The organism is Stappia stellulata DSM 5886 (genome assembly GCF_000423705.1).
Lineage (GTDB): Bacteria > Pseudomonadota > Alphaproteobacteria > Rhizobiales > Stappiaceae > Stappia > Stappia stellulata.
The window spans coordinates 37,560-62,993 of sequence record NZ_AUIM01000004.1; the positions used below are offsets into that span (position 1 = coordinate 37,560).

Annotated in this window: 28 protein-coding genes; 18 read left to right on the forward strand and 10 right to left on the reverse strand. The window is 64.7% G+C overall.

All coding sequences use genetic code 11. From position 1 onward, the window contains the following. Positions 1-62: 62 nt before the first annotated feature. The 9 genes from G572_RS0100275 to G572_RS21775 form a co-directional block, all read right to left on the reverse strand. A complete protein-coding gene (locus G572_RS0100275) occupies positions 63-893 on the reverse strand; it encodes an ABC transporter permease (RefSeq protein WP_029056781.1) in 831 nt (276 codons plus the stop codon). Beyond that, complete coding sequence (locus G572_RS0100280) at positions 890-1,603, reverse strand: ABC transporter permease (protein WP_029056782.1); 714 nt, start codon at positions 1,601-1,603, stop codon at positions 890-892. The genes G572_RS0100275 and G572_RS0100280 overlap by 4 nt, the downstream gene beginning before the upstream one ends. Positions 1,604-1,678: 75 nt before the next feature. Beyond that, positions 1,679-2,455, reverse strand: a complete 777-nt coding sequence (locus G572_RS0100285; protein ID WP_029056783.1) for an ABC transporter substrate-binding protein — start codon at positions 2,453-2,455, stop codon at positions 1,679-1,681. 136 nt (positions 2,456-2,591) lie between these two features. Beyond that, a complete protein-coding gene (locus G572_RS0100290; RefSeq protein ID WP_029056784.1) occupies positions 2,592-3,878 on the reverse strand; it encodes a molybdopterin molybdotransferase MoeA in 1,287 nt (428 codons plus the stop codon). Next, positions 3,865-4,410, reverse strand: a complete 546-nt coding sequence (gene mobB, locus G572_RS0100295) for a molybdopterin-guanine dinucleotide biosynthesis protein B (protein ID WP_029056785.1) — start codon at positions 4,408-4,410, stop codon at positions 3,865-3,867. Before mobB ends, G572_RS0100290 begins: the two co-directional genes overlap by 14 nt. Beyond that, on the reverse strand, positions 4,407-5,030 hold the full coding sequence (gene mobA / locus G572_RS0100300) for a molybdenum cofactor guanylyltransferase MobA (RefSeq protein WP_029056786.1): 624 nt from the start codon (positions 5,028-5,030) through the stop codon (positions 4,407-4,409). The genes mobB and mobA overlap by 4 nt, the downstream gene beginning before the upstream one ends. Continuing rightward, positions 5,027-5,941 (reverse strand): formate dehydrogenase accessory sulfurtransferase FdhD, encoded by a 915-nt coding sequence (fdhD, locus tag G572_RS0100305; protein ID WP_169391265.1) that lies wholly within the window; start codon positions 5,939-5,941, stop codon positions 5,027-5,029. The genes mobA and fdhD overlap by 4 nt, the downstream gene beginning before the upstream one ends. Positions 5,942-6,064: 123 nt before the next feature. Next, positions 6,065-6,523, reverse strand: coding sequence for a BLUF domain-containing protein (locus G572_RS25240; RefSeq protein ID WP_051241382.1), 459 nt, complete (start codon positions 6,521-6,523; stop codon positions 6,065-6,067). 140 nt (positions 6,524-6,663) lie between these two features. Beyond that, positions 6,664-7,122 (reverse strand): BLUF domain-containing protein, encoded by a 459-nt coding sequence (locus G572_RS21775; protein ID WP_051241383.1) that lies wholly within the window; start codon positions 7,120-7,122, stop codon positions 6,664-6,666. A gap of 276 nt (positions 7,123-7,398) precedes the next feature. Between G572_RS21775 and G572_RS0100320 the strand changes: the two genes are divergently transcribed. Continuing rightward, entirely contained in the window at positions 7,399-8,583 is a 1,185-nt protein-coding gene (locus G572_RS0100320; protein WP_029056788.1) for an Mrp/NBP35 family ATP-binding protein, read from the forward strand. Here G572_RS0100320 and G572_RS26120 read toward each other — a convergent pair. Further along, on the reverse strand, positions 8,532-9,077 hold the full coding sequence (locus G572_RS26120) for a hypothetical protein (RefSeq protein ID WP_156884428.1): 546 nt from the start codon (positions 9,075-9,077) through the stop codon (positions 8,532-8,534). The genes G572_RS0100320 and G572_RS26120 overlap by 52 nt on opposite strands. On the opposite strand from G572_RS26120, the gene G572_RS21780 reads away from it, so the two are divergent. The 17 genes from G572_RS21780 to G572_RS0100410 all read left to right on the forward strand — a co-directional run bounded on the left by G572_RS21780 (position 9,060) and on the right by G572_RS0100410 (position 25,418). Next, positions 9,060-9,713, forward strand: coding sequence for a TorD/DmsD family molecular chaperone (locus G572_RS21780; RefSeq protein ID WP_084649805.1), 654 nt, complete (start codon positions 9,060-9,062; stop codon positions 9,711-9,713). The two genes, G572_RS26120 and G572_RS21780, sit on opposite strands and share 18 nt — an antisense overlap. An 80-nt stretch (positions 9,714-9,793) precedes the next feature. Further along, on the forward strand, positions 9,794-9,985 hold the full coding sequence (locus G572_RS0100330; protein ID WP_029056789.1) for a twin-arginine translocation signal domain-containing protein: 192 nt from the start codon (positions 9,794-9,796) through the stop codon (positions 9,983-9,985). Between the two features lie 140 nt (positions 9,986-10,125). Beyond that, positions 10,126-13,023: a formate dehydrogenase subunit alpha gene (locus tag G572_RS0100335; protein ID WP_029056790.1), complete on the forward strand. Its 2,898-nt coding sequence runs from the start codon at positions 10,126-10,128 to the stop codon at positions 13,021-13,023. A 12-nt stretch (positions 13,024-13,035) separates the two neighbouring features. Next, positions 13,036-13,635: a formate dehydrogenase FDH3 subunit beta gene (gene fdh3B / locus G572_RS0100340; protein ID WP_029056791.1), complete on the forward strand. Its 600-nt coding sequence runs from the start codon at positions 13,036-13,038 to the stop codon at positions 13,633-13,635. Positions 13,636-14,376: 741 nt separating this feature from the next. Beyond that, the gene (locus G572_RS21785) at positions 14,377-15,543 is read left to right on the forward strand and encodes a formate dehydrogenase subunit gamma (protein WP_208978984.1); all 1,167 of its coding nucleotides are present in this window, start codon (positions 14,377-14,379) and stop codon (positions 15,541-15,543) included. 5 nt (positions 15,544-15,548) lie between these two features. Continuing rightward, on the forward strand, positions 15,549-16,919 hold the full coding sequence (locus G572_RS21790) for a c-type cytochrome (RefSeq protein WP_208978985.1): 1,371 nt from the start codon (positions 15,549-15,551) through the stop codon (positions 16,917-16,919). After that, entirely contained in the window at positions 16,916-17,068 is a 153-nt protein-coding gene (locus tag G572_RS26125) for a hypothetical protein (RefSeq protein WP_156884429.1), read from the forward strand. Before G572_RS21790 ends, G572_RS26125 begins: the two co-directional genes overlap by 4 nt. A gap of 8 nt (positions 17,069-17,076) precedes the next feature. Next, on the forward strand, positions 17,077-18,078 hold the full coding sequence (locus tag G572_RS21795) for a S1C family serine protease (protein WP_208978986.1): 1,002 nt from the start codon (positions 17,077-17,079) through the stop codon (positions 18,076-18,078). Positions 18,079-18,182: 104 nt separating this feature from the next. Further along, positions 18,183-18,380, forward strand: coding sequence for a DUF6494 family protein (locus tag G572_RS0100370; protein WP_029056792.1), 198 nt, complete (start codon positions 18,183-18,185; stop codon positions 18,378-18,380). A 132-nt stretch (positions 18,381-18,512) separates the two neighbouring features. Then, positions 18,513-19,280 carry a biotin/lipoate--protein ligase family protein gene (locus tag G572_RS21800; RefSeq protein ID WP_051241386.1) on the forward strand — a complete coding sequence of 256 codons (768 nt, stop codon included), beginning with the start codon at positions 18,513-18,515 and terminating at the stop codon, positions 19,278-19,280. A 2-nt stretch (positions 19,281-19,282) separates the two neighbouring features. Continuing rightward, entirely contained in the window at positions 19,283-19,768 is a 486-nt protein-coding gene (locus tag G572_RS21805) for a DUF6505 family protein (protein ID WP_037544939.1), read from the forward strand. Further along, the gene (locus tag G572_RS0100385) at positions 19,768-20,784 is read left to right on the forward strand and encodes a DUF6352 family protein (RefSeq protein ID WP_029056793.1); all 1,017 of its coding nucleotides are present in this window, start codon (positions 19,768-19,770) and stop codon (positions 20,782-20,784) included. The genes G572_RS21805 and G572_RS0100385 overlap by 1 nt, the downstream gene beginning before the upstream one ends. Positions 20,785-20,830: 46 nt before the next feature. Further along, on the forward strand, positions 20,831-21,736 hold the full coding sequence (locus G572_RS0100390) for a DMT family transporter (RefSeq protein ID WP_029056794.1): 906 nt from the start codon (positions 20,831-20,833) through the stop codon (positions 21,734-21,736). Positions 21,737-21,817: 81 nt separating this feature from the next. After that, positions 21,818-22,162: a hypothetical protein gene (locus G572_RS26590; protein WP_029056795.1), complete on the forward strand. Its 345-nt coding sequence runs from the start codon at positions 21,818-21,820 to the stop codon at positions 22,160-22,162. Between the two features lie 122 nt (positions 22,163-22,284). Then, positions 22,285-23,523 (forward strand): multidrug effflux MFS transporter, encoded by a 1,239-nt coding sequence (locus tag G572_RS21820; RefSeq protein ID WP_037544948.1) that lies wholly within the window; start codon positions 22,285-22,287, stop codon positions 23,521-23,523. Between the two features lie 115 nt (positions 23,524-23,638). Next, positions 23,639-25,066, forward strand: a complete 1,428-nt coding sequence (locus tag G572_RS0100405; protein WP_029056796.1) for a multicopper oxidase family protein — start codon at positions 23,639-23,641, stop codon at positions 25,064-25,066. Between the two features lie 49 nt (positions 25,067-25,115). Next, complete coding sequence (locus G572_RS0100410) at positions 25,116-25,418, forward strand: DUF3144 domain-containing protein (protein WP_029056797.1); 303 nt, start codon at positions 25,116-25,118, stop codon at positions 25,416-25,418. The last annotated feature ends 16 nt before the right edge of the window (positions 25,419-25,434 follow it).

Below are 25,434 nucleotides of genomic sequence, written 5' to 3' on the forward strand. Positions count from 1 at the left end.
AGGGGAACGCCGCGGAGTCTCGCAAATCCGGAAGCGGGCGAAAGCCCCTTTACGTCAAGCTTCTATCCATTCCTCTTGAGGTGACGCGTGAGTCTGATCTCGAGTTTCTCCCAGATCCGGCGCAGCGTTTCCACCACCATCAGATAAAGCACCGCCGCCCAGATATAGGCCTGGAAGTCGTAGGAGCGGGAATAGGCGCGCCGCGTTTCGCCCATCAGGTCGTAGATCGTGATGATCGAGGCGATGGCGGAGCCCTTGATCAGAAGGATCAGCTCGTTGCCATAGGGGCGCAGTGCCACGATCAGGGCTTGCGGCAGGATCACTTTCCAGAAGGTGACGCCCTTGCGGATGCCAAGCGCGGAGGCCGCTTCCCATTGGCCCCTGTCGACATTCTGCACCGAACCCCGCAGGATTTCCGCCTGATAGGCGGAGGTGTTGAGCGTGAAGGCGAAGACCGCGCAATACCAGGCGTCGCGAAAGAACCACCAGATCCCCAGATCGCTGAACAATGGCTGGAAACTGCCGGCGCCATAATAAATCAGGAAGGTCTGCGCAAGCAGCGGCGTGCCGCGGAAGAAATAGACATAGGTGTAGGCGATACTCGACAGCACGATGTTTCGCGACGACCGGGCAAGCGCGATCGGCAGCGACAGCACGGCGCCCAGCAAGATCGACATGACGACAAGCTGGATCGTGATGACAACCCCCTCGAGGTAATCGTCCCAATAGTTGGCGACGAAGCTCGAAAGCAGGTTGCTTGCCAGGTAGTAGAGCAGATAGGCCCCGGCGACCGCCCACAGGGCGACAAGCACATGACCGGTCACCCGCGATCCCGTCCAGCGGCGTCGAAGCGGCGGAGGCGGAAGCTGGGGGGCGTTGATGGGCTGGTTCATCGCAGACCCTCGCCGCGTTGTGCCCAGGTCCTGATCCACGTCAGGCCGATGGAGGAAATCATGGCAAGCAGCAGATAGATCAGGCACGCGACACCGAAGAACAGGAACGGTTCCTTCGTTACCCGGGCCGCAATACCCGACCAACGCAGGAGATCGTCGAGCCCGATCACGGAGATCAGCGCCGTTTCTTTCAACAGGATGAGCCAGAGATTGCCGAGGGCGGGAAGGGCGAGGCGGATCAGCTGCGGAAAGACGATGAGCCGCAGCGTCTGGCCGCGCCTGAGGCCAAGCGCATAGCCGCCCTCGTACTGGCCTTGCTTGATGCCGCGAAAGGCCGACAGGAAGGCTTCGGACGCATAGGCGGAAAACACCATCGACAGCGCAACCATGCCGGCAACAAAGGCATTTACATCGACGAAGCTGCCCGGAACGAAGAGCTGGTAGACCTTGTTCAGCAGGATCTGGACGCCGTAATAAACCAGAAACAGCGTCAAGAGTTCGGGAAGGCCGCGAAAAATCGTGGTGTAGATGTTCGCCGCCGTGCGAAGCGACGGTTCGTCCGACTTCTTGCCGAGCGCCACGACAAAGCCGATGACAAGGCCGAATGGCAGGGAGGCAAGGGCGAGGCTCACCGTGATCAGCGTGCCGCGTGCGATTTCATCCCCCCAGCCGTCGGAGCCGAAGGAGAGAAGCGTGAAGGCGTCGGTCATGCCGTGAACCCGCGTGCGGGCATGACACGGCCCGTGAAGGCCATGTCATGCGTTTCGTCAGGTTTGCGGATCGGATCAGCCGCCGTAGACGTCGAAGTCGAAGTACTTCGACTGGATCTTCTCGTAGGTGCCATCGGCACGGATCGCGGCGATGGCGTCGTTGAACATCGCCTTCAGTTCGGGCTCGTTCTTGCGAATGGCGATGCCGGCGCCCTGGCCGTTGATCACCGGGTCCGGCACCAGGGTGCCGAGCAGCTTGCAGCACGCGCCGTCGTCGCTGTCGAGCCAGTCGGAGAGGACCACGACATCGTCGATGGCCCCGTCGATGCGACCCGATCCAAGGTCGAGCTTGTACTCGTCAGGCGTCGGATAGAGCTTCAGTTCGGCCGAGGGGAGCTTGGCTTCGGCATAGTTGGAGTGCGTGGTGGACGACTGCGCGCCCAGGAGCTTGCCATCGAGTGCGGCATCGCTCGCTTCGGCGATCGTGCTGTCCTTGGGCACGGCGATGGCCGGCGGCGTGTTGTAGTACTTGTTGGTGAAGTCGACCTTCTGGAGGCGCTCCTCGGTGATCGACATGGAAGCGATCACGGCGTCGAACTTGCCGGACTGCAGGGCCGGGATCATGCCGTCCCAGTCCTGGGTGATGAATTCGCACTCGACCTTCATCTGCGCGCAGAGCGCATTGGCGATGTCGATGTCGAAGCCGACCAGCTGGCCGTCGGCGGTCAGATTGTTGAACGGAGGGTAGGCGCCCTCGGTGCCGATCCGGACCTTGGACCAGTCCTTGGCCTCGGCGCCGCCGATGGCCGCGAGAAAAATGGCGGCTGCGGCCGCGACTTTCATGAAACGCATGGTGGGATTCCCCTGTTGCCTGGTTTTTATTTCAAGACGACTGCGCGCCCTTGATTACCAGTGGCCATACTCCCACCAAATTCGTCCGGATTTCAACAGGTTTACGTCGCGATTTCCCCAGCCCCGCCGAGCCGCCTCAACGCGGGCTCAGGCCGAATTCGGCAAAGGGAAGAAAATCCACAAGCTGACCCTCGGTCACCTCGGTCGCAGCCTCGGGGATCTCGATCAGGCCATCGGCCTCGCGAAGCCCGGTGATGAGGCCCGAGCCGTCCCGGTCGAACTTGCGAACGACGGTGCGTCCGTCGGAATCGCGCTCGAGAATGCCCCGGTAGAATTCCCGCCGGTCAGGTTTCTTGGCGGCCACCGCGAAATTCGCCGGGATCTGGAAGCGACGCGGCTCGAGAAAGGCGCCGCCGCCGAGAACCGACAGGACCGGCCGCACATAGAGGAGAAAACAGATCATCGCGGCCACCGGATTGCCGGGAAGCCCGAGCGTCACGCAGTCGCCGATCTGGCCGAAGCTCATCGGACGGCCGGGCTTGATCGCCAATTGCCACATGTGCCGGCTGCCGAGCGTGTCGAGGGCCGTGACCATGTGGTCCTCCTCGCCCCGTGACGCGCCGCCCGTCGTAAGGATCGCGTCATGCGACGCCGCCGCCTGCGACAGGGTGGCCTGCAGGGTGTCGGCGTCATCCGCCAGAACGCCGTAATCGGTGACGGATGCACCGATTTCTTCCAGCAAGGCGCGCAGGAGAAAGTGGTTGCTGTCGTAGACCCCGCCGGGGGGAAGGCTCTCCCCGGGTCTGCGGATCTCGTCGCCGGTCGACATCAGCGCGACGCGAACGGGCATATGGACCGGCACTTGCGCCATCCCGGTTGAGGCGATGGCGGCAAGGTCCTGCGGACGCAGCCGCGTGCCCGGGACGACGATCTCGGTGCCGGCCGTGAGGTCTTCGCCGGCCCGGCGCCGGTTTGCACCCGGCTTGAGCCCCTGCGGCACGATCACGAAGGACTGGCCGTCCTGCGCGTGCGTTTCGCAGTCCTCCTGCATGGCGACGGTGTCCGCGCCCGGCGGGATCAGCGCTCCGGTGAAGATGCGCGCCGCCGCGCCGGGGCGCAGCGGCGTCTCGACCGGATGGCCGGCGGCGATGCGGGTCTGAAGCAGGAAGAAGCCGCCCGTTTCCGCATGATCCGCGTGGCAAAAGACGTAGCCGTCCACGGCGGCGTTGTCCGCGCCCGGCACATCGTGTGGCGCGACGACCGCTTCGGCCAGAATGCGGCCGGCAGCCTGCGCGAGTGGCACGGTTTCTTTCCCCGACACCGGTGATACCCGCGATTTGAGGATCTCCAGCGCCTCTTGGTGGCGCAGCCGGTCCTTGTCGTGCAGAAAACAGTCGTCGATCAGGCGCCTAGAGGACGGCATCGCGGGCTTTCCCTGGCTGTTTGAGACTGCAATGCGCGGCGATGAAATCCGCGATTGCCGGAATGTCGTCGAGATCGAAAATCGGCAATCCGCCGGCCGGGAGGGCGCCGTCGGTCGCAATGGCGAGGATCTGCGGGTCTTCAGGCGCCAGCGGCGTCTGCTGGCGGGCATCGGCCCGGCGGGCCTCGATCTTGGGATGGGCCTCGCGCTTGTATCCCTCGATCAGGACGAGATCGCAGGGCGAGAGCCTGGCGAGAATGTCCGGGAGTGGGGGCTCGTCGTCGTCGCGCAATTCGTGCATCAGCGCCCACCGGCGCCCCGAGACCAGGGCGACCTCGCTTGCGCCCGCCGTGCGGTGACGATGGCTGTCGGTTCCCTCGCGGTCGACATCGAAAGCGTGATGGGCGTGCTTGACGGTGGAGACACGGAAGCCGCGCGCGGTGAATTCCGCAACGAGGCGTACGACCAGCGTGGTCTTGCCGGAGTTCTTCCAGCCGGTGATGCCGAAAACCGGTGTGTCCAGACCGCTCATCGCAGGGCTTCCGCCTTTTCCGCCGCACGCAGGTCGTCCGGCGTGTTGATGTTGAAGAAGGGATCGCGCCCGTCCGGGCCGGTGTCGAACTCCGCCGCCGCATTCGGGTGCCGGTCGACGAAGGCCAGCACCTTGCGTGTGGTGCCTTCCGTCAGGAATGCGTCGAGATCCTCCGCGCAGGACAGCGGCCAGTAGCCGAAGACGGGATGCATGTGGCCGCCCGACCGCGCCAGCACGATCGTGTCCGGATCGCTGCCGCGCGCAGCCAGCAGGGTGGCGACGAGGTCGCGCGGGAAGAAGGGCGTGTCTCCCGCGACAGTGACGATTCCCTCGGCCTGCGGGGCGTGTGCCCGCGCCCAGGTCAGGCCCGCGAGCACGCCGGCAAGCGGGCCGGCGAACCCCTCGATCGGGTCGGGCGCGACGGGAAGCCCGAACGTCTGAAAACGGGCCGGGTCGCCATTGGCGTTCAGCATCATCGCCTCGACCTGCGGCGCAAGTCGGGCGATGACATGCGACAGCATCGGTTGACCGTCCAGGGTCAGCAGCGGCTTGTCGCCGCCGCCCATCCGGCGTGCGAGACCTCCGGCAAGAATGCATCCAACGAGAGCGGGGACCGTCATGCGTTGCTTTCCATGGCCTTGGAACCCTTGCGGCGGTGCTTCGATTCCTCTGGCTCTGCGTCTTTCGCGTCCATGTCGAAGACGACACGCTCCGTGCCTGAGAGCACCACGAACCGCTGGCCGCGCGCGCGGCCGATCAGCGTCAGTCCGACCTTGCGGGCGAGCTCCACGCCCCAGGCGGTGAAACCGGAGCGCGACACCAGGATCGGAATGCCCATCATCGCGGTCTTGATCACCATTTCGGACGTGAGACGGCCGGTCGTATAGAAGATCTTGTCGGCGGCCGGCACATTGTTGAGCCACATCCAGCCGGCGATCTTGTCGACCGCATTGTGGCGTCCGACGTCTTCCATGTAGGCAACGGCCCGGTCTTCCTGGCACAGCACGCAGCCGTGGATGGCGCCGGCGGTGAGATAGAGCGACGGCTGGGTGTTGATCTTCTTGGTCAGTGCGTAAAGCCAGGAGGTGTGGATCCGGGCGTCGGGGGCCAGTTCGATCTCGTCGAAGCGGTCCATCACGTCGCCGAAGACGGTGCCCTGCGCGCAGCCGGAGGTGCGCACCTTCTTTTTCATCTTCTCTTCGTAGTCGGTCGCCCGCTCGGTGCGCACGACGACGATCTCCAGGTCCTCGTCGTGGTCGATCCCTGTGATGATGTCATCCGGACGCAGCATGTTCTGGTTGATGAGATAGCCCACCGCGAGCAGGTCCGGGCGGTCTCCGATCGTCATCATTGTGACGATCTCCTGCGCATTCAGGAAGAGCGTGAGCGCGCGCTCGCTCACGACTCTGAGGTCGACGCGCCTGCCGTCCTGGTCGGTGCCGGCAACGGCCTCCGACAGACGTGCGTCGTCGGGATCCGGCCGGATGTGAAAGTCGGGCAAACGGGGCGCGGGGGCATTCGATAGGGTCAAGGCTGTGTCCTTCCGGCCAAGGCGTGAACGCCGCTGGTGCTTCAAACTATGGAAGGAGACGGAGGGCTGGCAAGGGGGAGCCTGCGAGACGCCGTGCGACGTGCGGATTGCAGGGGGAAAGGATCAGGCGCGCATGACGTCGCGCGTTTCGAAGCCGCGGTGGACCCGGGTTGCGCTGAACATCATCACCGAGACGAGATCGTCGTATCCGACAAGATCGGGCGTGTTGGCAATCGGCAGGAAAAGACTTGCCAGAACACCGTCATAAGCATCCATCGTGTCGGTGAAGAACAGCCATTCGCCCGGCATCAGCCGTTCCGAATCGGAGCGCTCGTCGATTATCACCAGATCCTTGTGGCGATCATCCGCCCGGATCCGCGCGAAGGTTTCGCGTACGTCCACATCCGCGCCTTCAAGGATCTGGAAGAACGTCGATCCGGCAAGCAGCAGGGCGCCCGTGATGCCCTGGCGGGAATTGTTCGCACGCGCATAAGCCAGCAGCCGGTCGATCTCGTCGTCCAGCGAAAGTGTCATTTTCGAAAAGTCGAGCGTGCTGCGATAGCAAAGCCGCGTTACGGTCATCTGAGCCTGTCCCGGTGTTCTAGGTTGTGGGACGACCCTACACGCCAGACGTTCGGTTTCCGTAATCAGCGGCGCGGATTATTGCGCAATTGCATTAACTTGCCAGCAAGCACCCGGTTGCGGGGAGGCGCGTTTCCAGCTCACACGAGCATGGCGGCATGCGTGTAGCGGGCCGGCTCGAGATGCGCTGCAACCGTGCGCAATTCACGTCGAAGCTCCCCGCAGGAGACCGTTGCCGTACCATGCCCAAGCGCGCCGAGAAGCCCGTCGGGGCGATCTGCGTCATTGCGATAGTCAGCGAAATACAGCCAGCATTGGCCGAACAGGCGGGTTTCGACATCCCCCTTGCACAGGATCTCGATCGGTCCGCGCAATCGCCGGTCGCGGCGGGCGCACTCCAGGCTGTCGGTGAGCCCGTTGGCGCTTCCCTCCAGCCATTGCACCAGACGGTCTGGGTAGAGGAGGATCGCGCCGGTGACGCCGTTGAGGCGATTGAGGCGGCGGGCGCGGGACAGGGCCCGTTCGATTTCCGCGTCGGCGGGGGTGCGGATCGCGGTCCAGTCGATCTCGCAGGTGTAGCAAAGCGCTTCGAGCGTCATCGCCCTGACTCCGGTGGTTTTAGCATGCCCCTTGCCGCCCACTGTGGTCGCCGAGCACTGGCGATTTCGTTAATTCGACGCGCAATATCGACAAATTCTGCGAAAACTTGTCTCAAAATTTGTGAAACTTGTGACAGGTTGCGTGAACGCGAACGGTCCGCTGCGACGGCCTCGGCCGGATTTGGCGATTGACCTTTACCCCGATCACCTTACGTTCCCGGCATCGGTTTCGGGTACGGGTTTGAAATGATGTTCTGGAAGAAAAAGGGAGATGCAATGCCGACGCGTGAGGACGTCCTCGCCGAACTGGCGAAGGTCAAGGGGCCGGATCTGAAGGACGATATTGTATCGCTCGGACTTGTGTCGGATGTGTTCATCTCCGAGGGGCGGGTGATCTTTTCCATAACCGTTCCGGCGGAGCGCGCGGAAGAGCTGGAGCCATTGCGCCAGGCCGCCGAGAAGGTGGTGGCCAAGCTGCCCGGGGTCGACAAGGTTCTGGCGGCACTGACCTCGGAAAAGGGGCAGGGCACCGGCCCGGCGCCGACCCCGCCGCCCGTGCGCCCGGCGCCCAAGACCGGCGAGGCGGCCAGCGTTCCGCCGCCGATGCAGGGGCGGGCCAAGGCCGCCGCGGGCGGAGGAGGCGAGAAGCCCGGCGTTCCCGGCGTGAAGGCCATCATCGCGGTCGCCTCCGGCAAGGGCGGGGTCGGCAAGTCGACGACGACCTGCAATCTGGCGCTGGCGCTGCAGGCGAACGGCCTGAAGGTCGGAGTGCTCGATGCCGACATCTACGGGCCGTCCATTCCGCGCCTGTTCCGCGTGACCGGCCGCCCGGAACCCGTCTCGGGCCGCATCCTCAAACCGCTCGAAGGCTATGGCATCAAGGTGATGTCGATGGGCTTCCTGGTGGAAGAGGAAACCCCGATGATCTGGCGCGGTCCGATGGTAATTTCGGCCATCACCCAGATGCTGCGCGAGGTCGCCTGGGGCGATCTCGACGTTCTGGTCGTGGACATGCCGCCGGGAACCGGCGACGCGCAGCTGACGATGGCGCAGAATGTGCCGCTCGCCGGCGCGGTGATCGTGTCGACGCCGCAGGACCTCGCGCTGATCGACGCCCGCAAGGGGCTGAACATGTTCCGCCGGGTGGATGTGCCGCTGCTCGGGATCGTGGAGAACATGAGCTATTTCCTGTGTCCCGATTGTGGCGGGCGCCACGACATCTTCGGACATGGCGGCGCCCGCGCGGAAGCCGAAAAGCTCGGCGTTCCCTTCCTCGGCGAGGTGCCGCTCGACATGGCGATCCGCGAGACGTCCGACGCCGGCACGCCCGTGACGGTGACCGACCCGGACGGACCTCACGCCCGCGTTTACAAGGACATCGCCGCAAAGGTCTGGGCCGAGGTCGAACGTCACAAGGAGGGCGGCGAGCGCGCCGCCCCGAAGATCGTCTTCGAGAGCTGAAGCCGGTCCGGGCCAGGGTTGAAAAGGGCGTCGCGCCGATTGCGGCGCCCGTTTTCATGCCCCGCGACAAACAACCCGCCGATCCGAATCGGTCCGCCCGGATACCCGCATCGAACGGCCCGCATCATAGACCAAAGTCTATGCCATTTGACGGCAATAAGTTTCGGGGAAAAATCAGCTTTTTGCGGGCGGGCAAGATTGGCGTCGGGTTTCGTGGTTCGAGCGGGATCGCGGATGGGGTAAAACGCGCAATAAATGCTGCAACGCAGTATCCCTTGGGCGGTCATTTTATGTGATTTCATGTTTTTGGTGTTGTTTTGTGTATCGGTCGGGAAATTTATCCGAACTTTGTCCGATATTGCAGTTGGCGACGCAAAACTGAATTCATTTGCAACAGTTTGGCTCGCCCCGTTATCTTCACCGCCTAGGAGAATGCCTGAATGACGGCAGATAGAGTTTCGCTTGCTGGCAGGGACATGGCCGACAAAGCTCAAGATGACCGCATCGATGCGCGCGACCAGGGTCGCGACGCGGTCGTGTGCCCGGAAGACCGCGACCGGGTCGCGCTCTACGGCCTTTTGGCGAGCGGCCTTCAGGGGCCTGTCGGTCAGGACTGGCTCGATGTCGTCTCCGGTCTGAGCGGCGGCGGAGACGATCTTGCCGACGCGATTGCCGGTCTCGCGTCTGCCGCGGCGCAAGCCGACCCCGAGAGCCTCGGGCGCAATTATCACGATCTCTTCATCGGGGTGGGGCGCGGCGAGCTGGTTCCCTACGGATCCTATTATCTGACCGGGTTCTTGAACGAGAAGCCGCTTGCGCTGCTGCGGCAGGACATGCGCCGGCTCGGGATCGAGCGCGATCCCGACGTCAAGGAACCCGAGGATCACATTGCCGCGCTTTGCCAGATGATGGCGGGCCTGATCGAGGGCGATTTCGGCGACGGGGTGCCGGCAACGTCGTCGCGTTTCTTCAGGGCTCATCTGGCGAGCTGGGCGCCGTATTTCTTCAAGGACCTTGCAGCAACCGGCGCGGGGGCGGTCTATCCGGCGCTCGGCCGGCTGGGGCAGGTGTTCATTGATCTGGAAGAACATGCGGATGCGCTGTTTGAGCAACGGCGCGGCGCGGTATGACCGACGGTCGCGGGTCGCGGACCTGAACGATCGAACGAAAGATGCGGACCCGGGTCCGGTTATGAACCTAGGAGAGTGACATGAGACGGAAAGATACAGCGGTGGAAGCGGATCGGCGCAGTTTCCTGAAGCTCGCGGGTCTGGGTGCGGTTGCCGGGTCGGCGACCCTCGTGGCCGGCGAAGCGGTTGCCGACGAGGCACTTCCCGAGACCGCGGCCGGTTATCGCGAAACCGAGCACGTGAAGACATTCTACAAGTCCGCGCGCTTCTGACGACGGGACATGGACACGCCCGATCCCGCCCGCGAAATCGGACGAGACGGCGATTTTCGCAGACTTCGGATCGACACGGATACGAGGTCCCACGCGCAGGCACATCGCTGAATGCCGGGCGCGATTGAGGGAGAAACGAGATGCTGAGGAAAAAGACGAGCGCAATCGCCCGTCGCACCCGGTTGACATCCGCCGTGGAGGCCATGGGGGCCAGCGCGATGGATCGTCGGACGTTCTTGCGCCGATCCGGGCTTGCGGCTGGGGGCCTTGCGGCGGCCGGAGCGCTGACAGGTGGCATGGTTCGCAAGGCCGAGGCCGCAGGGCCGACGGCTGCTGCAGCCGAGATCAAGAAGACCGTCTGCACGCACTGCTCGGTGGGCTGCACGGTGCTTGCCGAGGTTCAGGACGGTGTGTGGACGGGGCAGGAACCCGGCTTCGACAGTCCGTTCAATCTCGGCGCACATTGCGCCAAGGGCGCGTCGGTGCGTGAGCACGCCCATGGCGAGCGCCGGCTGAAATATCCGACCAAGATGGTCGACGGCAAGTGGGAGCGGATCTCCTGGGATCAGGCGATCGAGGAAGTCGGCGACCAGATGCTGCAGATCCGCGAGGAAAGCGGCCCCGACAGCGTTTACTGGCTGGGCTCTGCCAAGCACAGCAACGAGCAGGCGTATCTGGTGCGCAAGTTCGCGGCCTTCTGGGGCACGAACAACGTCGACCACCAGGCTCGTATCTGTCACTCCACCACGGTCGCAGGTGTTGCAAACACCTGGGGCTACGGTGCGATGACGAACTCCTACAATGACATCCACAACAGCCGCGCGATCTTCATCATTGGCGGGAACCCGGCCGAGGCGCACCCCGTCTCGCTGCTGCATGTTCTCAAGGCCAAGGAAGAAAACGCCGCGCCGCTGATCGTCTGCGATCCGCGCTTCACGCGCACCGCGGCGCATGCCTCCGAGTATGTCCGCTTCCGTCCGGGATCGGACGTTGCGCTCGTGTGGGGCCTTCTCTGGCATATCTTCGAGAACGGCTGGGAAGACCGCGAGTACATTCGCCAGCGCGTCTGGGGCATGGACGAGATCCGCGCCGAGGTTGCCAAGTGGACGCCGGAAGAAACCGAGCGTGTCACGGGCGTGCCGGGGTCGCAGCTCAAGCGCGTCGCGCGCACGCTGGCCAACAACCGTCCGGGCACCGTGATCTGGTGCATGGGCGGAACGCAGCACACCAACGGCAACAACAACACCCGCGCCTACTGCATCCTGCAGCTCGCGCTCGGCAACATGGGCAAGGAAGGCGGCGGGACGAATATCTTCCGCGGCCATGACAACGTCCAGGGTGCGACCGATCTGGGTGTGCTTGCCGACACGCTGCCGGGCTATTACGGCCTTGCGGAAGGCTCGTGGAAGCATTGGGCGCGCGTCTGGGACGTTCCGTTCGAGGACATTGCAGCGCGGTTCGCGACGATGAAGGGCCCCGACGGCAAGGACGTCGCGATGATGCACGAGACCGGTATTCCGGTTTCGCGCTGGATCGACGGCGTTCTTGAGGACAAGGCGAACCTGGAACAGCCGGACAACACCCGCGCGATGGTGTTCTGGGGCCATGCGCCGAACTCGCAGACCCGTCTGCCCGACATGAAGAAGGCGATGGAGAAGCTCGACCTTCTGGTCATCATCGATCCGTTCCCGACCATGTCGGCGGTGATGCATGACCGCAAGGACGGCGTCTATCTGCTGCCGGCGACGACCCAGTTCGAGACCTATGGCTCGGTCACGGCGTCCAACCGGTCGCTTCAGTGGCGCGAGAAGGTCGTCGAGCCGCTGTTCGAGAGCAAGACGGACCACGAGATCACCTACCTTCTGGCCAAGAAGTTCGGTTTCGCGGACGCGATGTTCAAGAACATCGAGGTCAATGGCAACGAGCCGCTGATCGAGGATGTGACGCGCGAGTTCAACCGCGGCATGTGGACCATCGGCTACACCGGCCAGTCGCCGGAGCGGCTCAAGCTGCACATGGAAAACCAGCACACCTTCGACCGCACCACGTTGCGTGCGATCGGCGGCCCGGCCGATGGCGACTTCTACGGTCTGCCGTGGCCGTGCTGGGGCACGGCGGAGATGAACCATCCCGGGTCCGCCGTCCTCTACAACACATCGCTTCCGGTTTCCGAAGGCGGCATGGGCTTCCGCGCCCGCTTCGGCGTGGAAAAGGACGGTGACAACCTGCTCGCCGAATCCTCCTGGCCGACCGGGTCGGAGATCGAGGACGGATATCCCGAGTTCACCATGGCCATGCTTCAGAAGCTCGGCTGGGACGGGGATCTGACCGACGAGGAACGCTCCGCCATCGACGCGGTCGCCGGCGAGAACACGAACTGGAAGACCGACCTTTCGGGCGGCATCCAGCGCGTGGCGATCAAGCACGGCTGCGCTCCTTATGGCAACGCCAAGGCCCGTGCGGTCGTGTGGACCTTCCCGGATCCGGTGCCGGTGCATCGCGAACCGCTCTACACCAACCGCCGCGACCTGCTCGACAAGTATGCGACCTATGAGGACAAGACCTTCTGGCGCGTCCCCACCCGCTACAAGTCGATCCAGGAAAACGACTTCTCCAAGGACTTCCCGATCATTCTCACCTCGGGACGCCTGGTGGAGTACGAGGGCGGCGGCGACGAGACGCGGTCCAATCCGTGGCTGGCCGAACTGCAGCAGGACATGTTCGTCGAGATCAACACGCGTGACGCCAACAATCTCGGCGTTCGCGATGGCCAGATGGTCTGGGTGCACGGTCCGGAAGGCGGCAAGGTGAAGGTCATGGCTCTGGTGACCGAACGTGTCGGCTCCGGCGTTGCCTTCATGCCCTTCCACTTCGGCGGGCACTTCCAGGGTGAAGACCAGAGGCACAAATATCCGAAGGGTGCGGATCCGTACGTCCTGGGCGAGGCCACCAACACGGCCCAGACCTATGGCTACGATTCGGTCACCCAGATGCAGGAAACCAAGGCCACGCTGTGCCGCATCGAGCGCGCGGCGTAAGGGGGATAGATCATGGCACGGATGAAATTCCTCTGTGACGCCGAGCGCTGCATCGAATGCAATGCCTGCGTGACAGCTTGCAAGAACGAGCATGAGGTGCCGTGGGGCATCAATCGTCGCCGTGTGGTGACGATCCAGGACGGCAAGCCGGGCGAACGCTCGATCTCTGTCGCCTGCATGCACTGCTCGGATGCGCCCTGCATGGCGGTCTGCCCGGTCGACTGCTTCTACGAGTCGGCCGAGGGGGTGGTTCTCCACTCCAAGGACCTGTGCATCGGTTGCGGCTACTGCTTTTATGCGTGCCCCTTCGGCGCGCCGCAGTATCCGCAGGCCGGCAACTTCGGGTCGCGCGGCAAGATGGACAAGTGCACCTTCTGCGCCGGCGGTCCGGAAGCCAACAACTCCTCGGCCGAATACGCCAAATACGGGCGCAACCGCCTGGCAGAGGGCAAGCTGCCGCTCTGTGCGGAAATGTGTTCGACCAAGGCGCTGCTCGCAGGTGACGGCGATGTCGTCTCCGCGATCTACCGCGAGCGCGTCGTCGCCCGCGGCTTCGGCAGCGGCGCCTGGGGATGGGGCACGGCCTATGAGCAGAAGGCCGGCAGCCTCTGACGCTGGCCGCCTGAAACGAAACCGGCAAAGGCGGCCATCGGCCGCCTTTGTCGTCTGTGATCCGGACGTCCGTGGCTTGGACGACAGTCCCGGCCAGTGATGGTGGTTCCTCGCGAAAGCACCCTCCCGCGTGACGCCATGCGGGCTGTGCGACCGCCGCGGAGCCCGCCGGGACGTCAAGCACGACACAGCGCAGGGTCTTGTGGCCGGAATTTCAGACCTTTGAGCGTCTGTCCGGTGGCAAAAGGTCTGGAATGCGATAAGACATACGGTGTTCTACGGATAGCGTCGGGTTCGCTCGGTATTCCGAAGGATTGGCCCGCGCCGTGGCGCCGGAGTTCGACCCGGCCGAAGACCCGGGCGGCGGCGGGTTCGGGCAGTGAGAAAGCTCGGTCAGTGGCACCGCACGACGAGGCGTGCGGCCGGCATTGGCGTGAGGGCAAGGAGTTTGGATGTGAGATCGGGAAATCGGACGTTTGCGGTGGTCGCTTTTTCGGTGGTTGCGCTTTCGGCGCTGGCCGGATGTCGCGAAGACGAGCAGAACCGGCCGTTGACCCTTGAAAAAGGTGTCTATCGGGGTGCACCGGACCAGGTACTGAGCGAGGCGGACCGGCGCGCGTTGCGACAGCGCGCGGACCGGCAGCGCTTTTGAGTGCGGTCGCCGCTGATGGCGAGGCAAGACAGTCCTCGTATCGGATGAAGTCCAGTAAGTCCGGCGTCATGTCGGCGGGAGAGTGAACGATGGTCATGATCGCGAATGAATTCCTGAGCCGCCTGGGGGCCCGCGCGCGCGGGGTCATGACCGGGGCCGGCGCGCTTTTGCTGGTTGCCGCGGTCGCCGTGACGCTGTCCGCTCCCGCCGGGGCCCAGCAGGGGACGGCGCCCCCGGTCGAAAGCGAGGTGCCCATCGACGGACGGGTTCCCGGCAACACGCTTGGCGGATCCTCCGATTCGGATTTCTGGCGGGCCGTGCGGCAGGGCGATGCCGGCACCGTCGCTATTCAGGATGAAAAATCCGCGACGCTGATCCAGTCGGAGGGCGAGCTTTGGCGCTCGCTTCGCAATGGGCCCATCGCGCTTTATGCCAGCTGGGCATTGCTGGGGATTGTCGTTGTGCTGTGCCTGTTCTTCGCCATTCGCGGGCGGATCAGGATCGAGCACGGGCGCAGCGACAAGACCATCACCCGCTTTGCCGGGGTGGAGCGCTTCGGCCACTGGCTGCTGGCGTCGTCCTTCGTCATCCTTGCGCTGACGGGCCTCAACGTGATGTACGGCCGCTATGTGTTTTTGCCGGTGATCGGGGCGGATGCGTTCGGCTGGCTCACGATGGTGGGCAAGTACCTGCACAATTATCTCGCCTTCGCCTTCATGGCGGGACTGGCGATGATCTTCATCATGTGGGTCCGTCACAACCTGCCGGATCGCACCGATATCAAGTGGATCTTTCAGGCCGGCGGCCTGTTCTCCAAAAACCTGCATCCGCCGGCGAAGAAGTTCAATGCCGGCCAGAAGATGATTTTCTGGCTGACGATCCTCGGCGGTCTTTCGGTGTCGGTTTCCGGCTGGTCGCTGCTGTTTCCCTATACGACGCATTTCTTCGGCGGCACCTTCGAGGTCGTCAATTCCGTCTTCGGAACGAGCCTGCCCGCCGGCTTGTCGGTGCTGCAGGAGCAACAGCTCGCAACGCTCTGGCATTCGATCATGAGCGTGTTCCTGGTCTGCGTCATCATCGCCCATATCTACATCGGCTCGATCGGCATGGAGGGGGCTTTCGATGCCATGGGATCGGGTGAGGTCGACCTGAACTGGGCCAAGGAGCACCATTCGCTCTGGGTCGAGGAGGTGCTTTCGCGTCAGGGCGGCACGGGCAAGTCCGATGCCGCTGCGACCCCTCAGCCTGCCGGGTAGGCACCGTGCTGCGGCGTCTCGCAGGTCTTGCCATCCTGGTTGCCGCCGCGCTCTGCGGTGCGGCGGCGGCCTCCGGCTGGCCCGAGCGGCTGGCCGGCCATGGCGGCCCGGTGAAATCCGTGACGCTCTCTGCGGACGAGCGGCAGGCCCTGACGGCATCCTTCGACTACTCCGTGATCCTCTGGGACCTGTCCAACGGACAGTCTCATCCCTCGAAGCGCCTGATCGGGCACGATGCTGCGGTGAACGACGCCCGCTTCCTGCCGGGGGACACCACCGCCGTCTCTGTCGGCGACGACGGTGCGGTGCTGCTCTGGGATCTCGCTGACGGGGCGGTGCTGTCGCGTGTCGATACCGGCGACGACAAGATGCTCTCGCTCGCCGTGTCGGCCTCCGGGCGCCATGTGGCGGTGGCCTCATGGGATCGCAGCGCGCATCTCTTCGAGGTTCGCAATGGCGCACTCGTTCCGGCCGGACGATTGACCGGCCATCGCAACAACGTCAACGCGGTGGCCTTCTCCCCCGATGCGGAAACGGTTTTCACCGGATCGTCCGACGGGGTCATCCGCTCGTTCGCCCGCCGTGACGGTGCGCTTCTCAGGGAGGTGCATGTTCACGGCTGGGGCATCAACGTTCTGAAACTCATGGCGGGCGGCAAGGAAATCGCCTTCGGCGCGACCGACGGAACGGTCGCGGTTGTCGACATCGCCAGCGGGGAGATCGCCAAGCAGCTTGCCCGTCACGAGCGTCCGGTTCTGGCGCTGGCGCTTTCCGGCGACGGCGGCCTGCTGGCCAGTGGCGGTGGCGACGGGCAGATCCGCGTCTATGATGCCAGGGCCTGGGAGCTTATCGAACGCTATGAAAACCCCTATGGCCCTGTCTGGGGCATGGCGCTGACGGGTGACAGGGCGGTCGCCTTCTACGCCGGGCTCGACGATCATGTGAACGCGTGGCAGATCGCGCCGCGCAAGCCGTTCGAACCGGTGGAGAGTTCGTTTCCGCGCCGCTTCCAGGTCGCCGACACGGACGACCCGGGCGCGCTGCAATTCGCCCGAAAGTGCTCGGTCTGCCATACGCTGACCCCGGATGACGGCAACCGTGCGGGTCCAACGCTTTACGGCGTGTTCGGTCGCAAGGTCGGCAGCCTGCCGGGGTATCCCTACTCGCAGGCGCTTCTGGAGGCGGACTTCACCTGGACGGAGAAGACGATCTCCGACCTCTTCGATCACGGCCCGGACGTTGTCACGCCGGGGACGAAAATGCCGATCCAGCGCCTCAAGAGCGTCGAGGAGCGCAATGCGCTGGTGCGGTTTCTGAAACAGGCGACGGCGCCGCAAGGGGGGCCGTCGCAAGCCGAGAAGGAAAAGGCAAAATGAAGGCGTTCGTTGCAGCGGTCATTGCGGTCGCGGTGATCGGGGTCGGGTCCTGGGCCGTGCTGACCCGCGGCCTGGATTACTCCGCCGCATCGGTCTACACGACCAGCACGCCGGGGGCCGTGCGCCTGTCGTCCGGCGAGAGGAATTGATCGCGCCGTTGTCCGATTATGCCCGGCGGATGAGGCCGGTCGGTTTCGGCCTGGCGATTGCCATGGGACTGGGCATGTCGGCGGTTGCGGGCGCGCGGGCGGCCGACGGTCTCGATGCGCCTGTCCGCCCAGCCGCCGCGCTTGAGAGCCTTTCCGCCGCGCGCGGCCAGGTCGTCGCCCTCTTGCCGGATTGGCCGGACGGGGCGGTCAATCCGGACGAGCCGGAGGGATCCGCCGTTCGCCTCGCGCCCGATGGGCTCTTGTTGACGGCCGATCATGTGCTCGGGCGGGCGACGAGCGCGAGGTTGCGCCTTGAGGACGGGAGGGTCGTCGCGGCAAAAATCCTGTTTCGCGATCCCGAGACCGATCTGGCCGTTTTGAGCGCGTCGCTTGCCGGTTCGGTGTCGGGTGAGGGGCTCACCCTCGCCACGCGCGATCCCGAACCCGGCACGCGCGTCTGCGCCATCGGAAATGCCTTCGGTCTCGGTGTTTCGGTCAGTTGCGGCGTGATCTCGGCGCAGGGACGCGGCGGCATCGGCTTCAACGCCATCGAGGACTTCCTGCAAACCGACGCGGCGGTCAATCCGGGCACCAGCGGCGGTGCCCTTGTCGATGGGCGCGGACGGCTGGTCGGTCTGTTGTCCGCGATCTACACGAAGTCCGGGGACGGCGACATCGGGGTCAATTTTGCGGTCTCCGCCTCGCTGGCCCAACGGGTGGTGGCTGCCGCGCGGGCCGAGCGGTCCGCGCGCAGGTCGCTTGGCGCACGTCTGCGTGCTACCCCTCTTGGTCCGGAGCGTCCGGGCCTGGCAATCGTGGATGTGGTGGCCAACGGGCCGGCTGCGCGTGCGGGGCTGCGTGCGGGGGATGTGCTCCTTGCGATCGACGGCTGGCCCGTGCGCACGGTTGCCGCGCTGCGCGGGCGGATGGAGCGTGCGGATGCGCGGGGCCGGCTGACCCTTCGCCGCGACGGAAGGGAACTGCATGTCGAGCTTGTTCTGGTCGACTGATCAGCAACTTGCAGCAAAAAGCGGAATCGGAATGACAACGGGTTGAATCATTTTGCGAAGCCAGACGGCTTCGCTCTTGGCCCGCCACACAAGGAAACGACCAGATGGACAACGAAACCTTCAACATGTCCTTGCGCAAGTTCCTGAAGCAGGTCGGCGTGACCTCGCAGCAGGCGCTGGAAGCGCATGTCCGCGATTCCGGCCTGACCAGCGGGACCTTGCCCGCGCGCGTGGTCCTGACGATCGACGGCCAAACGTTCGAACATGTCGTGACCGGCGAGATCGAACTGGGCGACGGCTGAGCGGGTCCGGTTGATTCAGAAGGTGAATGCCTCCCGTCAATTCATTGACGGGACTCTCGTTCCGGCGTCTGCCGGGAAGGGCATTCCACCATTGCGCGAACCACGTGATTCAATCTGTGAAGGAGAGGGGCCGTGTTGACGCCCGACCCGACGTTTCCGCCCCTTTTGACGGGCCATGCCGTGCCCGCCAGCGAGGATGTCTTCCAAACCGCGTGCGACGGTGCGAGCGCGGGGCGTTTATCCGCCGGAGACCTCATCTGGTCCAGGCGCACGGATGTGGTGTCGCTCGCGGTGGTGCTCGAACCGGACGTGTCCCCGGAGCGGGGCGTTGAGATGCTCTTCCTGGCGATGGTGGCCGCAAATGACGCGCTTGGCGCCATCACGCCGCCGGAGACGGCGCTGACCTTCCTCTGGCCCGATGTGTTCAAGGTCAATGGCGCGAAAGTCGGAACCGTGCGTCTGGCAATGAGCGACCAGCTCGATGGCGAGGGCGCGCCGCTCTGGCTGACGGTTGCACTCGACTTCCGGCTGGCGCCGCTCGACGGCCCGCTGGAGCCTGGCGAAACGCCGGATCGCACCAGTCTGATCGACGAGGGCGCCGTCGATCTCGACCGGACACAGGTGATAGAATCCCTGTCGCGTCACCTTCTGACGTGGATTCACTCCTGGGGTGTCGACGGCTTCGCGCCGGTTCTGGAAAACTGGCTGTTTCGTGCGGAAGGCTATCGTGGTCCGCACGCCGTTGAAACACCAGGCGGCACGGTCGCGGGCACCTTCCTCGGGCTCGACGAGGCGGGCAACCTTCTGCTCAAGCGCGACGCGTCGGCCGGTGGTGACTCTGTATCGCTGAAGCTGTACGAGCACCTGTCTTCCCACTCTCTCGAGGCCTCGGAGGCCTGATCATGTCGAAACTTCTAAAAGCCATTCGTCTCGATGCATCGGACGCCCATGTGTTTCCCGTCGCCGCGGAGCCGGGCGACTGGGTGATTCCGGGCACCTTTGCCTTTCGCGCCTACACGCCGGAAGGTCTGGAAGGCAAGGTCCGCCAGGCCTTCGTGTCCGGTTTCCTGTCGCTTGAAACCTTTGGCTGGTCCACGCTGGCAACGCCTGCGGAGATTTCCGGGGAAGAGCAAGAACGGCTGGTGGACCGGCTGGCCCAGCACTTCGTCGACGAACACGGCGCACCCTCTGTCGACGCCGCGCGCGGGGTCGCCGAAGCCGAGATCGCCGATGCGATGGAGCTTGCCGAGGAACTGGACCTCAATGCGCTGCTGGCCATCCAGCGCGAAATCGACGACGAGGGCGCGATCCACGAGCGGTTCCATCTGGTGACGCCGCCGGAAGATGCACCGCATGCGCGGATCTGGGACGTGAGCGGAGACGCCTGATGCCAAGCTTCTGGAAATCCTCCGGCATGCATCTGGTGGAGCGCGAGAAAAACGGCTGGCTCACGGTCACGCCGGATATCCTGCGCGCCTATTTCACCCGGCCGGAAATTCACCCGGTGGAGGACTCCTGTCCGGCCGAGCATCGCCTGTTCGAGGCGCTGATGAACGATCCCTTCCGTGCCGTCGGGGCGGAGGAGATTGACGCAATCGCCGATGCGGATGCAGCCGACAACTACCGCATCATTCTCGCCTTCCGCGATCATCTGGCCCGTCACGGCACCATCGAGGCGTCCTACGCCGCGCTGTTCGGGGAAGGGGCGACGGTCACCATCCCGCCGGTGTTCATCGACCAGATGGTGCATCTGATCACCCACAACATCCTGCGCAAGGTGGCGGACCCGCTGCGTCTGCGCGCCGGCGAACTGCTGTTTCGCGAACAGTCGGTGACCACGACCGACGGCCAGCTCATGCTGGCCGATGCGGAGATCGTCGAGACCTATTCGAAGACCGGCGGATTTGGCGGGCTGGGGGCCTTGCTGGCGGAAGCCGGGACGCCGACACGCGACATTGCGCTCGATGTGCTGGGCGAGGAAAACAAGGACATCTATTGGGAGCGCTCCGACCGCTTCGACACGGCGATCGATTTCCGCTTCACGGAACCGGCGCTCGATGCCTTCGCGCGCGTGCTGGAGAGCTGGATCGGCCACTTCCATGGCGTCGGCGTGCGGATCCAGCCGCAGCAATCGATCCGCGACGAGCGCTGGTCGTGGCATATCGGCCTGGATTCCGAGGCGACCCGTCTGTTGAACGCGCTTTACGAGGGCACTCCGGTGGAGGAGAGCGACATGGCACGCATTGCCGCGCTGTTCCGGCTCGACTTTGACAACCGGAGCGATAGTATCGAGACGATGCGCGGCAAGCCCGTCTGGCTCGGACTGGCTGTGGGAAGCGACGGCATCATCCGTATGAAGCCGCAGAACCTGTTGACCAATCTTCCCGTGCGCCGCCGCAACTGATTTCCTTCCGCTCCATTCGGACGCGGCGCAACCAGCAAGGCTTGACATGACCTCCCCCGACAACGGGCGCGCCGTCGCCATCATGATGCTCGCCATGATGGGCTTCATCTTCAACGACAGTTTCGTCAAGCTCGTGTCGGAGAACCTCCCGCTCGGGCAGATCATGTTCCTGCGCGGCGTCTTCGCGCTCGCGTTCCTTCTGGTGATCTGCGTCGCAAACGGTTCGATCCGGCGGTTTCCGCTGCTCTTGAACAAATGGGTCGGCGTGCGCGTCTTCGCGGAGGTCGTCGCGACCATGTTCTACCTGACCGCCCTGTTTCACCTGCCGATCGCCAATGCGACCGCGATCCTTCAGGCGTTGCCGCTGCTGGTGACGGCGGGCGCGGCGCTCTTTCTCGGCGCGCCCGTCGGCTGGCGACGCTGGACGGCGATTGTCGTCGGGTTTTGCGGGGTGTTGCTCATCGTCCGTCCCGGCATGGCGGGCTTCGACGCCTGGGCGCTCGTCGCGCTGGCCGGCGTGATGTTCATGGTTCTGCGCGATCTCTCGACCAATGTCCTGCCGGCGCATATCCCCACTCTCGGCGTTTCCTTTGCCACCTTGTGCGGCGTATCGGCGATGGGGCTTGCGCTGTCCACGGCCGAGACATGGCCGATGCCGACGGCAAAGGAACTGATCTTCCTGGCAACTGCGGCCGGTTTCATTCTCGTCGGCTTCACATGTCTTATCAGCGCGATGCGGATGGGCGACATCTCGATGGTCGCGCCGTTTCGCTATTCCATCATCATGTGGGCGATCCTGATCGGTTATGTGGTCTGGGGCGATATTCCCGATCTTCCCACCCTTGCCGGCATCGCCATTCTGGTGGCAACCGGTCTGTACAGTCTGATGCGCGAGCGCAAACGCCTGCGCACGGCCGGGCCGGCCGCGAAGACAGGCTTACGCGGCAGCTGACGTTTCGGTGATGTCCCGGCGCGCCCGGTCCCGGGAGGTCGCGGCCGCGGGTCGGCGGAAAGTTGTCGGCAGCCCGACGAGGTGAAACCTCGGCCGGATCGGCAATCTCAGGGAAAACGGGGTGACCAGCCGGCCGATGCGAATGTCGCCGGCCGCGAGAGTTTGCCGCGCGAGCACCGCGCCCGCACCGGCCGCCGCCGCATCGAGCGCATGTTCGGCGTGGTTGAAGCGAAGGCTGCGGGCTGGAGCGACGGGCGCAGCTCCGGCCTCGGCAAGCCGGTGGCTCCAGCCTGCAACATCCGGCAGGTGGCGATGCTGTCATCGTGCAGCAGCGAGACCCCGGCAGGAGATTCCGGTGAGGGCAAGCGCGCGGCGGGTTCCGGCGTGCAGGCCCGTCCGTTCCCTGTTTTGACGTGCATTCCGTAACGTAATGCCCGATCCGGGCGTTTGATTTCCGTCCCGGAAATTCAAAAAGAGGTGATAGGAACTTCCCCTGTGCGCCGGCCTTTGTTCTTGCCAATGTCGACGAACAGACCGTACTTAACCGTATGACAAACAGCCTATCGACGGCTCTGCCGCAACGCCGCCCCTCGCTCCCTCTGCTTGTTGCCGTATCCTCCGTCAGCCCGCTCGCACTCAACATCTATCTCCCCTCGCTCCCGGTTCTCGTCGATGTTTTCGGCACCACGGCGGCGATGGTCCAGCTGTCGCTGTCGCTTTATCTTGCGGCGATTGCAATTGCCCAGATCGGCATCGGGCCGCTGTCCGACCGCTACGGACGGCGTCCGGTGCTGTTGTGGGGGCTTGGCGTTTTTCTTCTCGGCAGCGTGACCTGCGCGGCAGCGACCGACATCGAGGTGATGCTGGTAGGGCGCATGCTGCAAGCGTCGGGGGGATGCGCCGGCATCGTGCTTGGACGCGCCATCGTGCGCGATCTCTTCGACCGCCGGCAGTCCGCCAGCATGATCGGCTATGTCACCATGGGCATGGCGGTCGCGCCGATGATCGGGCCCGCCATCGGCGGCGTTCTCGACGAGACCTTCGGCTGGCGCTCGAGCTCCTATCTGATGATCGCCCTGGGCGCACTGGTGCTCGCATGGGCCTGGGCGGAATTGCACGAGACCCACCACACCCGCGCCTCCGGCGGGGGGATGCGCGGTCTGGTGCGCAGCTACGCGGCCCTGTCGCGCTCGAGACTTTTCTGGGCCTATACGCTGACCTCGGCCTTCACGTCGGCGGTCTTCTTCTCGTTCCTTGGCGGCGCGCCCTTTCTGGCCGCCCGCCTGTTCGACATGTCACCGTCGGCCTACGGGCTCTACTTCATCATGGTCGCGGCCGGCTACATGGTCGGGAACGGCCTCACGGGGCGGTTTTCGGAAAAGCTCGGGATATCGCGCATGATTCTCGGCGGAAACTGCGTTCTGGTGTGTGCCGTTTCGGCCATTGCCGCGTTCTTCGCGCTTGGCTTCGTGCATCCGCTTGCGCTGTTCGGCCCGATGTTCATTGTCGGGATCGGCAACGGCATGTCGCTTCCCAACGCCATTGCGGGATCGGTCAGCGTACGCCCGGATCTGGCCGGCGCGGCGTCTGGCCTGACCGGCAGTCTGCAGATCGGCGCGGGCGCTATTGCCTCCGCGCTTGCCGGCTGGCTGCTGTCGGGTGTCTTGTGGCCGGGCACTGTCTGGTCGCTCATTCTGGTGATGGCGCTTGCCTGCGCGGGGGCGGTAACCTTCGGAACGATCGCGCGTCGGCTGGAGCGTGGCGGCGAGGAAACCCGGACCGGGTAGGGAGACGCTGCGCGCCGCGGACATTTTGCCGCATCGCCGGCCTTGCGGCGCGGCCTGCCCAGTTTTCGCCCATGGCAGCTGGTATGAGCCAGTGTCGTATTTGGAAAGGGATGTCATGACAAGACGGGTCGGGATCACGCGCCGCGCCGCGCTGCTTGGCGCCACGGGCGCCGCAATGGGGAGCATGCTTCCCCGACTTGTCGACCGGGCAAGCGCTGCGACCCATGAGCCGCGCATGCTCATTGCCCGCAAGGGCCGCGCGGCGCTTTGGGAAAACGAAGGGCCGCTGGCCGATATCTGGGGCTACGAAGGGCGGGTTCCCGGTCCTTTGCTCAGGATGAAACAGGGCGAAACCCTCGACGTCCGCTTCAAGAACGAGCTGGAGCAGCCGTCGACGATCCACTGGCACGGCATCCGCATCGAGAATGCCTATGACGGTGTCGCGGGCCTGACCCAGCCGGCGGTGGAACCGGGCGCGACATTCGACTACCGCGTCAAGGCGCCGGACGCCGGCACCTATTGGTATCATCCGCATAACCGGTCCTGGGAACAGCTCGCGCGCGGGCTCTATGGCGTCCTGGTTGTCGAGGAACCCGGACCCAAGGCCTATGATCGCGACGTCGTGCTCGCCTTCGACGACTGGCGTCTGGACGAGGCGCGGCAGATCGATGTCGCAAGCCTCGGTGCCATGCACGACTGGGCGCACGCGGGGCGTCTCGGCAATGTGCTGACGGTCAACGGACAGCCTTATCCGCGCTTTCCGGCGCGCCCGGGCGAGCGGTTGCGCCTGCGCGTGGTCAACACCGCCAATGCCCGTGTCCTGACCATCCGCTTTACCGGTCTTGCGCCGCATCTGATCGCGCTCGACGGACAGCCGGTCGCACCGGAGCTGCTTGCGGATGAGACGTTGCTGATCGCGCCGGCCCAGCGTGCCGATGTGATTGTCGATCTGCCCGCCGAGGCGAGAACCTTCACCGTCGAGGAAGCGTCGGGTCAGCCCTTCGCGGCGTGCGAATTCGTCCTCGACGGCGATCCCGTGACACGCGCGACGCCGCTCCCGCAGGACATCGCGCTTCCCGCCAATCCACTGCCGATGACCCTCGATATGGACGCGGCCCTGACACAGGACCTCCTGATGGAGGGTGGCGCGATGGGACGCATGAGCGGCGCCATGCTGAAGGGCGCGCAACGCGGCATGCGCGAGCTTGTCGACCAGGGCAAGGTCTGGTCCTTCAACGGGATCGCCGGCACGCATGGCGATCCGGCGATGTTCAAGGTCGCGCGCGGCCGGACGGTGCGCATGCCGATCGTCAACGACACGCGATGGCCCCACGCGATGCATGTTCATGGCCACCATTTCAAGGTGCTGTCGCGAAACGGAACGCCGGTACAGCGCGAGGAATGGCGCGACACCGTGCTGACCGATCCTGGCGAGCGCGTCGAGATCGCCTTCGTGGCCGACAATCCGGGAAAATGGATGGTTCATTGTCATATGCTGGAACATCAGGTCGCGGGCATGATGTCATGGTTCGAGGTCGCCTGACCGCCCGCGCGCACCACGGAAAACAAAACCAATCAAGGGAACGACACCGATGAGCAATCGCCAGGAACGCCGCGCGGCACGGGCGCAAGGGGACCTCGACACCGCCGGTTTCCTGCAGGTCGCGGCTCGCTTCATCGAGGTGGCCAACCGGGAAAACCGAAAGATCCCGGCGACCGACCTGCATCTCGCCTTCCTGTGGGCGGCCTCGCGCTACAATGCCCATGTCGCCAAGGCGGTGCTCGAGGTCGACGACCATGAGGCCTTCGTGACCCATATGGTCAAGCAATACACCGAGATGCTGCGCCAGAACCTCGCCGACCCGGAGCTCGATCCGCCGGCAGGGTCCGCCTAAGTCGGCTGCACGCAAC

Bases quoted from the DNA above. Each gene is read 5' to 3' on its own strand.
- G572_RS0100275 (WP_029056781.1), bottom strand. From the start codon at position 893: ATGAACCAGCCCATCAACGCCCCCCAGCTTCCGCCTCCGCCGCTTCGA.
- G572_RS0100280 (WP_029056782.1), bottom strand. From the start codon at position 1,603: ATGACCGACGCCTTCACGCTTCTCTCCTTCGGCTCCGACGGCTGGGGG.
- G572_RS0100285 (WP_029056783.1), bottom strand. From the start codon at position 2,455: ATGCGTTTCATGAAAGTCGCGGCCGCAGCCGCCATTTTTCTCGCGGCC.
- G572_RS0100290 (WP_029056784.1), bottom strand. From the start codon at position 3,878: ATGCCGTCCTCTAGGCGCCTGATCGACGACTGTTTTCTGCACGACAAG.
- mobB (WP_029056785.1), bottom strand. From the start codon at position 4,410: ATGAGCGGTCTGGACACACCGGTTTTCGGCATCACCGGCTGGAAGAAC.
- mobA (WP_029056786.1), bottom strand. From the start codon at position 5,030: ATGACGGTCCCCGCTCTCGTTGGATGCATTCTTGCCGGAGGTCTCGCA.
- G572_RS25240 (WP_051241382.1), bottom strand. From the start codon at position 6,523: ATGACCGTAACGCGGCTTTGCTATCGCAGCACGCTCGACTTTTCGAAA.
- G572_RS21775 (WP_051241383.1), bottom strand. From the start codon at position 7,122: ATGACGCTCGAAGCGCTTTGCTACACCTGCGAGATCGACTGGACCGCG.
- G572_RS0100320 (WP_029056788.1), top strand. From the start codon at position 7,399: ATGCCGACGCGTGAGGACGTCCTCGCCGAACTGGCGAAGGTCAAGGGG.
- G572_RS21780 (WP_084649805.1), top strand. From the start codon at position 9,060: ATGGCCGACAAAGCTCAAGATGACCGCATCGATGCGCGCGACCAGGGT.
- G572_RS0100330 (WP_029056789.1), top strand. From the start codon at position 9,794: ATGAGACGGAAAGATACAGCGGTGGAAGCGGATCGGCGCAGTTTCCTG.
- G572_RS0100335 (WP_029056790.1), top strand. From the start codon at position 10,126: ATGCTGAGGAAAAAGACGAGCGCAATCGCCCGTCGCACCCGGTTGACA.
- fdh3B (WP_029056791.1), top strand. From the start codon at position 13,036: ATGGCACGGATGAAATTCCTCTGTGACGCCGAGCGCTGCATCGAATGC.
- G572_RS21785 (WP_208978984.1), top strand. From the start codon at position 14,377: ATGGTCATGATCGCGAATGAATTCCTGAGCCGCCTGGGGGCCCGCGCG.
- G572_RS26125 (WP_156884429.1), top strand. From the start codon at position 16,916: ATGAAGGCGTTCGTTGCAGCGGTCATTGCGGTCGCGGTGATCGGGGTC.
- G572_RS0100370 (WP_029056792.1), top strand. From the start codon at position 18,183: ATGGACAACGAAACCTTCAACATGTCCTTGCGCAAGTTCCTGAAGCAG.
- G572_RS21805 (WP_037544939.1), top strand. From the start codon at position 19,283: ATGTCGAAACTTCTAAAAGCCATTCGTCTCGATGCATCGGACGCCCAT.
- G572_RS0100385 (WP_029056793.1), top strand. From the start codon at position 19,768: ATGCCAAGCTTCTGGAAATCCTCCGGCATGCATCTGGTGGAGCGCGAG.
- G572_RS0100390 (WP_029056794.1), top strand. From the start codon at position 20,831: ATGACCTCCCCCGACAACGGGCGCGCCGTCGCCATCATGATGCTCGCC.
- G572_RS21820 (WP_037544948.1), top strand. From the start codon at position 22,285: ATGACAAACAGCCTATCGACGGCTCTGCCGCAACGCCGCCCCTCGCTC.
- G572_RS0100405 (WP_029056796.1), top strand. From the start codon at position 23,639: ATGACAAGACGGGTCGGGATCACGCGCCGCGCCGCGCTGCTTGGCGCC.
- G572_RS0100410 (WP_029056797.1), top strand. From the start codon at position 25,116: ATGAGCAATCGCCAGGAACGCCGCGCGGCACGGGCGCAAGGGGACCTC.